Genomic DNA, 11,920 nt, shown 5'->3' with positions numbered 1-11,920 from the left:
CGCCGATCCATCTCCATGTAAAAGAGGGCCTCGCGGCCCTCTTGTTGTTTTTGCTATCAGCTGCGCTGTGTCATTGCAGCACTGTGTTATTGCAATACCAAGCGCCCATTCAGGGGCTGCACCGGCCGGTTGTTGGGGTGGTGCATCACCGCCTTGAAGGCGTCGTTCTGGGCCTGACTGACCTCGACCGGCTGCTTCATCACCAGCCAACGCCCCCCTTCCGAGCAGGGCGGCGTGGTGAGGGAACCGCTGAAGCGGTAGTAGTCGCGGCTCTCGGGCAGCAGTTGTTCCGCTGCGAGCGGCACCTTGAGTTTGTGGATCTCGCCCACCTTGGCCGGTAATTCACCCCAGGCAGCCGTCAGTGCCGGATTGGCCTTGCCAGCCTCAAACATCACCGCCACCACTGCGATCTCCCCCTTGTCACTGACATGCACCAGATGCCCTTCCAGCGGATAAGATTTGCCCTCGATGAGGTTTTCACTCGGGGCGTGGAAGTGGAACTGCTTGAGTTCAAACCTGGTGCCATCGAGTAGCAAGGTGCTGCCCGGGGCATAACCGACCTGTACGGTGTGACCGTTATTGACCACTGTATTACCACCCGCCTGATAGTGAAGTACTAGCGGGGCAAGCTTGGCATCAACCAGCCCGTTCAGGTCAACCGGCGACTGATTGCTGCCCGCGCACTGACCAAACTCGGGAGTCAGCTTGGCCCAGTGGGTAGGCCCCGCCTCACCGCTATATTCCCAATGGGGGGTGGCAGCAAACACAGCAGGGCACAGCAGGGCACAGCAACAGGGAGCAGGCCAACAGAGACTTTCTCATCATACATCCTTATCTTGATTGAAAAGCACGGCCATCCCTCTCCCGATCACGGAGCATGCAGGGATGGCAAATCTGATATGCGGGATACAGAGTGGCAGAGCGACTTTCTAATGGTAACGAGCACGGGCTGGTCAATCGGTTTGACCGCTACTCAATACAGAGTCGTTTGGCATGTATATGGTGAGGGATCGGCAGAGGCAGTGAAAGGGGGTGAATTAATCAGCCAGCTATCCACTCATCGTCAGGCAGGCGCGGGGCAAAGTTCAGGGTGTCACGCATTCATAACCATCATCGCGGGAGTCCGGGCCCCCGCGATGGTTGCCGATAACGGCAATTAACGGTCGCGATTCAACGTGATCAGACGATCAAGAATCGCTTCACCATCAGCCCGCAAGCCGTTGTGCTCATACTCGTTGGTGATCCAGGCACGGCTGCTACCCAGACCCCGCAGGGTCTCGCGACTGTAGTCAAACTCCACGTACATATCCTCGGCATAGACGGCGCAGGCCACCGGCACCTTGTTGCGGGCCAGCTGGGCCGGGTCATAGAGCGGCCCCCAATCTGCCTTGTTGGCCAACAGATGGGCAGCCTCTTTCAGGGGCAGCAACTCGCGGAACTGCTCGAACATCCAGGGGAAGATCATCTCGCCAGTAAAGGCAAAATCCTTGCCGGGTGCCCAGTTCAGTTCGGGACGTTCCTCTCTGACCCGGGCGGCGGCCCAGCGAGTAGCCTCTCCTTCGGCATAGATGGCCTCGTGCAGGATGGCGAACAGCGGATTGGTATTGAATGGCTGCATGCTCTGCACCTGATAGAGAAATGCCGGGCTCAGCTTGTCGCCGATAAAGGCCTCTTCCAGCAGATAGTAAAGCTCCTCGAAAGCCCCCGTGGCACCCAAATCCAGCCCCTGCTGCTGGAACTGCTCCACCGTCAGGCGCTGACCATTGGGCAGCCGCACATCGTGCTGGTGCAGATGGTTGGCCAGCCGGTTGGCGATTGGCTGGGCATGGGGGAAGCGGGCAAAGAAGGCGCGATTCTTGTCGGCCACCCGCTGATAGGTGGCGCGGTAGACCTCCTCTGCACTGCGACCAATCGGCGCGATGCCGCCGGTGATATAGACCTCCCGCAGGCTGTCGGGGAAGAGCGAGAGGTAGGTCAGGCAGCAGAAGCCGCCAAAGCTCTGACCCAGCAGGCTCCAGCGATGGTTGGGGCTCAGCTCCAGCCGGATAAACTCGGCGTCCCGCACTATGTTGTCGGCGCGAAAATGGCTGAGATAGTGAGCCTGCTCGGCCGGGGTCATTTTGGCCAGTGTATGACTGTGGATGGGGCTCGACATGCCGGTGCCCCGCTGATCGAGCAGTACCACCCGAAACTCCTCAAGCGCCCGCTTGATCCAACCACTGTTGGCGCTTGGGCGCGGCGCCCCGAAACCGGGGCCCCCCTGCAAAAAGAGCAGCCAGGGGAGCTTGTCATCGAGCCGATCCTTGCGGCACAAAGTGCGGGCAAAGAGAGTCAGGCTCTCGCCATCGGGATCGTCGTGATCGAGTGGAACGGTAAAAAAGTGCGGCTCGCAGTGGATGCCGTCCAGTACGTAGTGCAGTGGGCTGCTCATCTTGACTCTCTCCATGTCGAGGTCGGAATAGGCTCAGCCCCATCTTAGCCCTGCTCGCCAGCCGGGTCATGCCGCTTTTTGCGAATGTGGAGGCTGGTTCAAAGGGTGCAAAAAAGTGGATTGAATCGCGTTGTCAGGGAGGAGATTGCTTGCTGAATTATTCTCCTGGCCGGGAGATTGACGCCATGCACTCATTCAACAAAGATGGCGAACCTGCAGAGGAGTGCAGGGATTCAGGCCGTCAAAATGGATAAGGGAACGTGATGAAACCGAAGTGGATCAGGGCCGGGAAAAGAGAGAAAAAACCATGCCCCGGCAGCATGTTGCAGACCGGCATGTTGCTGTTCAGTGCCACCTGTGGCGCGACACTCTTTTTAGCCGCGTGCAACGGCAACTAAAAATGAAAAAGCCCGCTCGATTGAGCGGGCTTTTCGAATTTGGCTCCTCCTACTGGACTTGAACCAGTGACATACGGATTAACAGTCCGCCGTTCTACCGACTGAACTAAGGAGGAATTGTGGTGCCCAGAGACGGAATCGAACCGCCGACACGGGGATTTTCAATCCCCTGCTCTACCGACTGAGCTATCTGGGCAACGGCGCGCATTAAACCCTTTCCAGCGCACGGTGTCAACCACGCTGGCACGATAAAAAGTTCGTTCGCTCAACAACTGAACGTAACGGGTGGTTATTGGCCGTTTCGGGGCAAAAACCTAGCTCGCCACCCCACTCTCCTGTGCCATTCATCACCAAACAGCGGGAAATCAGCGCTTCTGCAGGTTTGCCGCATTGAGCCGGATGCGCTGTGCGAGTATGCTTTGCCGCAACGATACCGCCTGGAGGCAACATGAGTCTGAATATGCAAGAGTGGCGTGAAGAGACCACAGAGATCGTCAACGAGCTGCTGGCCGACGGCAGCAACCCTGACGCGGATTACGACATTGAACACCACTTCGCCTGCCAGGATTTCGACCGTCTGGAAAAAGCAGCGGTTGACCTGTTCAAGGCCGGTTTCGAAGTGACCGATGCCGAAGAGATGGAACTGGATGACGGCGCCACCATCTTCTGCTTCGATGCCACCATCGAGTGCAAACTGAATGTCGAAGCCATCGTGGCCGATATCGCCAAGATGCTGCCCATCCTCGAAAAATACGGGGTGGACTACGATGGCTGGGGCACCTACTTCCAGGATTGATCCTGCCCCCATCGCCAAATAACAAGGCCACCGCGAGGTGGCCTTGTTATTTCTGGCACAAAGTCAGCCCAGATAGCTGGCGGCGAACTCCTGCGGCGGCAGCGGCCGGCTGAACAGGTAGCCCTGCAGACGATCGCAACCGGCATCGGTCAGCCACTGCTGCTGCTCCGGCGTCTCCACCCCCTCGGCCGTGATGCGGATCCCCAGTTCATGGCCCAGCCCGATCACGGAACGCACGATAGCGGTCGTTGCCGTGTTGCTGGCAAGCCCCTGGGTAAAACTGCGATCCAGCTTGAGGGTCGCGACCTTGAGCCGCGGCAGATAGGCCAGCGAGCAGTAGCCGGTGCCAAAATCATCGATGGCCAGCTGGAAGCCGGCAGCGATCAGGTTGTCGAGGTTGGTCTCTATCTGGTCGGCATTCTCCATCAGGACCCCTTCGGTGATCTCCAGCTCCAGCTGACTGGCCTTGAGCCCATGGCGGACGATACAACCCTGTACCAGCTCGCACAGGGCCGGATCACGAAATTGCAGTGGCGAGAGGTTGATGGAGAGCATCATCTCCGGGCAAGCCGCCTGCCACTGCGCCAGCTGGGCACAGCCCTGCTCCAGCATCAGCTGCCCAAGCTGGCCGATCACCCCCATCTCTTCTGCCAGCGGAATGAACTCGTCGGGGGAGATCATCCCCAGCTCGGGATGAGGCCAGCGGCAGAGCAGCTCGGCGCCATGCAACCGGAGCGTTCTGCTGCAGATGATGGGTTGATAGACCGCAACCAGCTGGGCCGACTTGATGGCCAGTGGCAACTGGGCCGCAATGAGCTGACGCCGTTTGAGCTTGGCATGGAGCTCAGGATCGAACAGGGTGGTGTAGTGCTGCTGCCGTTTGCCCTGCGCCAGTGCCGCCTCCGCATGGCTGAGCAGCCGTTCGGCATCATTGGCCTTGCCCTGAGCCAGCCCGAGGAAAACCGGGATCTGGATGCGGTGCTCTTCCACCTGATAGTGCTCCATCAGCTGCTGCTGCAACTGCTGGCTCCACCCTTGCAACGGCTCGCCGAGCTCGGGCAGCAGCAGGCTGAAGTCATCAGCCGCCACCCGGCACAGCAGCGAGCGCGGCGGCGCCAACTGCTGCAGCCGCTTGGCTACCTGACTGAGCAGGCGATCGGCAATCCGGATCCCGAAGCGATCGTTGATCTCGCGAAAATGGTGCAGGTCAACCAGCACAAGTGTGGCGTTGCGGCCACCGAGATGACGGCTGGTCTGCAGAAAGCGGGAGAGCTTGAGCAAGCCGGTCAGGCTGTCGTAGTGCTGCTCCTGCTGCAGCTGGGCCTGGGTGGTACGCAACCCCGTGATATCGCGACCCAGCGTCAGCACACCGAGGGAGTGGCCATCACCATCGGACACCTCCACCCGGGTGATCTCCATATGCCGCCCCTTGCCACTGGCATCGAGCAGGCAGCACTCCCCCTGATCCATCCCTTGCGGCGCAGAGAGGCGATAGGGGATCTGGTGGCCCAGCACCTCCTCGGCTCGCTGCCCGATAAAGTCGAGAAACGCCTGATTGCACTCCAGCAGCACGCCGTTATGGTCATCGAAGCGGATAATATCGGGGATCGCATCCAGCAAAAACCGCTGCAATACCTGCTGGTTCTTGACCGTCTGCTCGAGGTTTTTCCGTTGTGCAATCTCGTTGACCACGCCAAACACGGCATAAGGCTCGCCCTGCTGGTCATAGAGCGGCACCTTGTGGATCTCCATCCAGCTGGTGTTGCCGCCGCTGTTGCAGTGGAGCTGCTGGTAAAGCAGCGGCTCCCCCTTCGCCAGCAGTTGTCTGTCCTCCTCGCCAAAGATGTCTCCCCACGGCATCTGCGCATTCGTCTTGCCGACCACCTCGGCAGGCGAGGGATAGCCTGCCTCGCAGGCAAACATGCGGTTGGCAAAGAGGTAGCGCCCATGCTTATCCCGACAGAAGATACTCATTGGCAGATGGTCGATGATCTGCTGCAGCAGATCCGGGGTGAGCATGTTGTTCACAGGGGCGCTTATGGAGGAATTTCGAGCAAATCTATGATAGCAAACCGGTTTTGTAAAGCGACCTAACTGGCACAATAACACGCTCGATGCAGGATGCTTGCTGACAGAGATTGTCGCTCCGGAGATAATAGGCGCCGGTTGGCCAATGGCCGGATGAAATGGACGAGAGAAAGAAGATGAAAAAGATTATGGGAGGAGCTCTGGCGCTGCTGCTGGTCGGTTGTGCCGGTGACAACAATGGTGGTGAAGAGTACCGCTACAACCCGCCGATTGCCAAGGCGACCAACAATACCCAGGAGATGGCGATCCCGGTTGACCTGGTATGGGCCCGTGCCGAGAAGTGGTTCACCGATCACGGCCTCAACATCGAAAACAGCCAGCGCGGTTCCGGCCTGATGACCGCCAACGTCGAGCACTCTGCCGACGGTCTGGAGTGGCTGGATTGCGGCACCATGGGCTCCAAAGTCGCGCTGGGTAACCCCAACCTGCAGATCAACCTGATCATCACCCAGAGCGGTAACAGCAGCGTGGCGACCGTCAACGTCAAGGGCAACACCGAGCTGTTCTTCGTTGAGTCCTCAGGCGAGCGCGTACCGGCCCCCTCCATCAAGCCGGTCTGTGTCTCCCGCGGCACCCTGGAGCAAAGCCTGTTCGCCACCCTCGGCAACTGATTTTTCTTCGCTTCAAAATAAAAAAGCGGCAGATTTCTCTGCCGCTTTTTGTTGCGTAGCTGTTAGTGCTTACGGCTTGTCAATATCGAGCATGTGATTATTCAACATGTAATCGATCACCTGATTGGACGTTGTTGCCGAACCGCCCGTCAGACTGTCGAAGGTGTGGTTCATCAACACGATCTCCTGGGTCACAGAGGCCGTGCTGCTCTCCTTGACCTGCAAGTGCACCCCTTCGTTATCCTGGAACACCGAGAGCAGGCTCTTCAGATCGTTCTGGTTGTGAGAACCGTCGTGATCCAGCAGATCGCGCAGATCCAGCTTGTCGCCTTCCGCTTTGGAGAAGTCGACCACGTAATCCTTGGCAACGCTGCCCGCAGTGGTATCGCCCTGCAGCCAGGTGAAGGTATCGGCACCGCCATCCCCCTTGAGGATGTCATTGCCTAGCCCGCCGACCAGGATGTCATTGCCCAGACCACCGCTCAGGGTATCGTCACCGCTACCGCCGTACAGGATGTCGTTGCCACTGCCACCGTACAGGGTGTCGTTGCCGCTCTCGCCATAGAGAGTGTCGTTGCCAGCACCACCGAACAGGGTGTCGTTGCCAGCACCGCCGAACAGGATGTCATCGCCCCCCTGACCAAACAGGATATCGTTGCCATCCCCACCGTTCAGCACGTCCGCCTTGTCATTGTTGGAGGACTGATCAAACTCGCTGGCGTGGTCCGTGATGTAGTCATGGACCTGGGCATCGGTCACTGAGCTTGTGCTCAGTTTGCCGGCCACATACTGCTTGATGGCCGCGTAGCCTTCACCATTTATGCCTGCGAAGTGGATGGCATCCCCAAACAGGATGTCGTCACCGGCGCCGCCGTCGATCCGGTCGCTGCCCGGCAGGTTGTTCACCGAAGTGCCCAAGATGGCGCTGGCCAAATCGCTGGCGTTGACACCGGTCATGATGACGCCGTCAGAGTCGTAGGACTTCAGATCGTTGTAGGAGATGTTGGCCCCCAGTCCGATCGCTTCCACCGTGACCCCCATGCCCGTCAGCAAGCCAAAGCCGACAACCGAGTTGGCGATAGTGGTACTACTGGTGGAGTTGCCCGTTCCTGCCAGAGTGGCATAAACGTAACGCCCGGAACCATCCGGTCTCATATAACCAAGCTGGTTCCCGCTGTAGTCATAAACCACGCCATTGCCGTTAACAACTGTCCGGCCATTTACCGCGTACGTTTGACCATAGACATAGTTAGTGCCGATGACATTGCTCAGGTAAACGTCATTACCAGTACCACTACGGTAACGGATCATGGGGTTATCACCCTCATTATCCATATAGTAGGTAGGCTGGCCATCAGTAATGAAATAGGTCAGGTTCTTAGCATTGGCGTTACTCTGAACTGTCGTACTGCTAAACCAGTTAGCTACCGTTTTGAACACATCCTCATAGTTGGTGCCACCACCGCTACTCATGGAATCAATGACAGACTGCAGCTGACTCAAGGCATTACTGTCCTTAAGGTTCACGCTGATACTGGCATTCGACAGAGCATCAAAGTCAACCAGCATGATATTGACTGTCCCGGCCCCTTCACTACCCGCACTAGCCTTGAGGCTGGCAAAGATCTGTGCCAGCTGGCTCTTGATGGTGTTCATGGCGCTAGTACCGATACTGCCCGAGCTGTCGACCATGAAGGCGATGTTGTAGTTCTGGCCCGGCAGTACCACGCTGCCATCCAGATCCCCGACCACGATATTGTGCTCGCTGCCATAGGTGCGGTTCTGATCGCCCGGCTCCCCTTCAGTGGCGTTGAAGTAGCTCAGGCGGATAGAATCCTGATCCGATGCAGTACTGGTGTTATCTGTTACAGCCTCCTTGGCAGTGGCTTCAACCTGGAGATCGACCTGACCAGCGCTGCTGCCCGGCACTCGCAGAGTCAGCCCGGTCAGCTTCACATCCAGCGCGTTCACACTCCACAGACCGCTGCTAGCGGTGAGAGTGAGCTTGCCATCAACCCCGACAGTGCCCAGCAACTGACTGCCGCTGTAGAGTTCAGCACCCTTCGGCATCCCCCTCAGTACCAGGCTATCGAGCACTTCGCTGCCATCCCGGTCGGTCAGGGATGCACTCACCTCCAGCGGGTAATCGACCACCACCGGCTGTACCAGAGTCAGCTCACCGGTGCTCTGGTTAAGCTGGTAGATACCGTCTGCAAACTGGACATACTCCACGTCGTGCAGCGCCTTGATGATGCCGGCCCCCTTCTCCGTGACGGAGAAGTCGAACCAGCGATCATTGACCGAGTATCCGCTGCCCTTCTTGATGGCGTAGTCGGCACGGTTGCCAGTCAGCACCGCGATATCAGTACCGGCACCACCATAGAGGCCGTCGCTGCCGAGGCCCGACACCAGCACATCGTTGCCGTCACCACCATAAAGGGAATCCCCCTGGGTCGCGTTGCCACCGACCAGAACATCATTGCCCCCCTGTCCATAGAGCAGGTCTCCACCACCATGGGTACTGACAATATAATCATTGCCGCTGTTGCCAAGCACTTGTTCCTGACCACTGCTGCTGTCCGTCAGCGAATTAGTGATGCCAAAAGCCGTCTTGTTGAAATTGCCTGACAGGAACTGATCCGTAGTGACACTCGCACTCGGGAAGCTCAGGTTGTAAGACGGTATGCCATTCCCCGTTAGGGTGACATTGACCGTGGGCGTATCGGCCACTGCAGTCACGTCGATCACCAGCTTGCCACTGTTGCTGAGGTTGGCACCGTCGCTGATCTGGTAATCGAAGCTGGCGTAATCCCCCTTCATGTTGCCGGTGACGACACCGCCGCCATTGCTGACACTGGAGCTCGACTCGTTCACCCCGGGCACGAAGCGCAGATGACCAGCACTTACATCGGCATAAGAGATGAGGGCACCACTCGACACGGCAACCCACTGGCCTGCGGCATTGAGGTACTCGAGCTTGCCACTGAGAGGCAGAGTGCCGATCTTCACACTGAGATCGCTCGTAGCCTGGTCATCGCTGGCACCAAACTGGGCCCACTTCAGCACCTGCGGCGTATCTTCCTTGCCGGTACTGTAGCCACCCGTGGTCACCGGCGCATGATCGTTGTCGATGATGGTACCGGTGCCATTCTGATTACCCACTGTTACCTTAAGGGTCTCATTCGCTTCGACTAGACGATCATCTACTGTTGGTATTGTCACAGTAAAGCTGGACACACCGGCCGGCACAGTGATCTTGCCTGTAGTGCTGTTGTAGACAACCCCGTTACTAAATTGCAGAGTTCCCCAGTCTGGGCGGGATGCCATATTGGAACCGCTACCAGCAATGGAGAAATCATATTGGGTTGCTTCATGAGTCGGGTCAGACAGAGTAACAATGTGTTGTAGGTTACCTCCTTCCACCACGCTCTCAGTGGAGACAGACTGCACGCCAGGGGTAAACAACGGTTTGGTAGCAAAAGAACCAACACTAGAGTCACCATCCGCATCAAACACCTTAACCTGGAAGTCGATATCGCCATCCCCTAACGGCTTGGACATATTCTGATACTGGAAGAACTCCCACTTGCCGGTGGCTGGGGTAAATTCCAGACGGAATACCAAAGTGCCATCACTGGCTTCGCCATACAGGGTATTGGGTAGACCTGCTTTGCTGGAAATTGAGATCTCTTTACCAGTAGCTGTCATCAAGCCCACTTCATTGGATCCCAAAAGCTCTATATGCCCCTTGCCATCAGCCCCCCACTGCGGGGTGACCGTGCCGGAACCGTAGGCGATGGCCGGTGCAGTGGTGGCACCGAGGAACTCGATGCTCTTCATGGTGAAGTCGCTGTTGTCGGCGTAGAGGCCGTTACCATTGTTGGTGGCTTTGATGACCATGGTATCGAAGCCACCCTGCTGCACTTGGAAGTTCTGGTTGTACTCTCCACCTGCCGCATCCGAGCTAAATGTCAGTGTGGTGATCAGTACTCCTCCGCGATAAAACTCCACGACACCACTCTCCTTCTCGCCACCAAACATCTGGCTGAACTTGATGTTGGCGCCATAGGCCACCTTGCCCGCATCCAGCTTGACGATCAGCTGCTCGGAAGCCGAAGTACCGTCTGCAAAGTGACGGAAGTCCACCTCGTTGGCGAGGTTGTGGTTCGGTGAACCGACGCTGGAAACCCCCAGACCAGCGCTGGAACCGTTGACATTGGCAGTGATCAGGGTCGAGTTAGTCGATGAGGTAAAGCCCAGCGCCGTGATGCTGAAACCGCTCACGTTCAGGGTTGTCTGGTTGCTGCCACTGTACTTGGTCAGATCAAACAGGCCGGTCAGGGTATCCGGGATGTTGGTCTTGATGACGGAGACGGCCGCGGCATCGCCCGCGATCGGTGCATCATCCTCGACGCTGACATTCAGCTTGTCCTTGGTGACGCCACTGCCATCGGAGACCTCCACATCCAGCTGGAACGACAACTTGTCTTCCGAGGTCGCATCCGCGTGGTCGAGGGGACCTTTGAGGGTCACGTCATAGGTCCACTCTCCCTTTCCACTGGCATTGGGTGCCGTCAGCTTGACCTCGACCACAGCCTTGTAATCGGCGCCGCCAATCACCCCTGTGTAGCCGACCAGCGTCTTGCTGCCCGCATCCCAGCTCCACTGGACCTTGGCCCCACCGGACGTCAGCCCAGCCGGTCCATTCAGGGAAATGTTGAGTGTGCTGCTGTCGATGTCGCCTACCGAGAGGGTGCCGGACGCCTTGATGGCATTGGTGGTATCCGGGTTGCCGACTATGTCGGCAATGCCGTTTGCCAACCCCTCTTCAGAGACGACAACCCCGTTGGAGATGGTCAGCGTCGGCAGATCGTTGACCGCATCCACCTTGATGGTCACGGTTGCGGGACTCGCATCCACGGCGCCGTCGTTGTCTACCGCTGCATAGTTGAAGCTGGTGTTGCCGTTCCAGTTCGCATTCGGAGTGAAGGTGAGCTTGCCGGCATCCGCCACCGCAATGCTCTGATCCACTGTCACCGCAACCCCGTTCAGATAGAGGATGCCGTTGGCAGGCAGGCTCTTGATGGTGAAACTCACCACGTTGCCATCAATATCGCTGCCACTGAGGGTCGGGATGGCGATGCTGACTGCATCTTCCTGACCGTTTGCCTGTTTATTCACAGTCTCCGGCGCTTCATTCAGGATCTGCGCGTTGTCGCTGCCCGGCAGTGAGACGTTGCCCGCCTTGTCGGTCTGGGTTGCCGTCACTGTCAACGACTTGCCGTTGGCTGGGGTAGTCTCCGTCCAGCTGATGGTGCCGTTCTGATAGCCGTAGCTCTTGCCATTACTTGCCAGCAGGGCACCATCGGCCTTGAGCGTCAACTGGACAGTGCTGTTCACCCCACCATTGTTGATGGTCAGCGTCACCTTGCCACCCGCAACCAAGTCAGCATGATTGACCTCTGCCCGAACCTGGATCTGATCATTGCCAATCTCGGCCTTGGTCAGCAGCTGGTCGTTGTTGCTGTCATCCACGATGGTAACGGTCGGCGCCGGGGCCGCCACGTTGTCCACCTTGGCGGTGTCCTCAGCAATC

5 protein-coding genes, 2 tRNA genes and 1 pseudogene are annotated in these 11,920 nt (G+C 58.0%); 2 read left to right on the top strand and 6 right to left on the bottom strand.

Annotation, left to right across the window (positions count from 1 at the left end; all coding sequences use genetic code 11):
- Positions 1 to 86: 86 nt before the first annotated feature.
- The 4 genes and pseudogenes from AAHA39_RS18550 to AAHA39_RS18535 form a co-directional block, all read right to left on the bottom strand.
- Positions 87 to 822 (bottom strand): annotated as a pseudogene (locus tag AAHA39_RS18550) (carbonic anhydrase).
- A 334-nt stretch (positions 823 to 1,156) separates the two neighbouring features.
- Complete coding sequence (locus AAHA39_RS18545; protein ID WP_320656313.1) at positions 1,157 to 2,431, bottom strand: alpha/beta hydrolase; 1,275 nt, start codon at positions 2,429 to 2,431, stop codon at positions 1,157 to 1,159.
- 438 nt (positions 2,432 to 2,869) lie between these two features.
- Positions 2,870 to 2,945 (bottom strand) — tRNA-Asn (locus AAHA39_RS18540).
- Positions 2,946 to 2,949: 4 nt separating this feature from the next.
- Positions 2,950 to 3,025: transfer RNA gene (locus tag AAHA39_RS18535), tRNA-Phe, on the bottom strand.
- Between the two features lie 264 nt (positions 3,026 to 3,289).
- Here AAHA39_RS18535 and rraB point away from each other — a divergent pair.
- Entirely contained in the window at positions 3,290 to 3,625 is a 336-nt protein-coding gene (rraB, locus tag AAHA39_RS18530; RefSeq protein ID WP_033114697.1) for a ribonuclease E inhibitor RraB, read from the top strand.
- Positions 3,626 to 3,688: 63 nt separating this feature from the next.
- Here rraB and AAHA39_RS18525 read toward each other — a convergent pair whose 3' ends face one another.
- Positions 3,689 to 5,653, bottom strand: a complete 1,965-nt coding sequence (locus AAHA39_RS18525; protein WP_320656314.1) for a sensor domain-containing protein — start codon at positions 5,651 to 5,653, stop codon at positions 3,689 to 3,691.
- A 176-nt stretch (positions 5,654 to 5,829) separates the two neighbouring features.
- On the opposite strand from AAHA39_RS18525, the gene AAHA39_RS18520 reads away from it, so the two are divergent.
- Entirely contained in the window at positions 5,830 to 6,324 is a 495-nt protein-coding gene (locus AAHA39_RS18520; RefSeq protein WP_033114575.1) for a hypothetical protein, read from the top strand.
- 69 nt (positions 6,325 to 6,393) lie between these two features.
- Here the strand turns inward: AAHA39_RS18520 and AAHA39_RS18515 are convergent, their stop codons facing one another.
- On the bottom strand, positions 6,394 to 11,898 hold the full coding sequence (locus tag AAHA39_RS18515) for a type I secretion C-terminal target domain-containing protein (RefSeq protein WP_342690031.1): 5,505 nt from the start codon (positions 11,896 to 11,898) through the stop codon (positions 6,394 to 6,396).
- Positions 11,899 to 11,920: the final 22 nt, after the last annotated feature.

The sequence above is a fragment of the Aeromonas sp. SE22 genome, assembly GCF_038739755.1.
GTDB lineage: Bacteria > Pseudomonadota > Gammaproteobacteria > Enterobacterales > Aeromonadaceae > Aeromonas > Aeromonas jandaei.
Note: the sequence above shows the minus strand (reverse complement) of the source record. Positions and strands in the feature narration are given on the sequence as shown.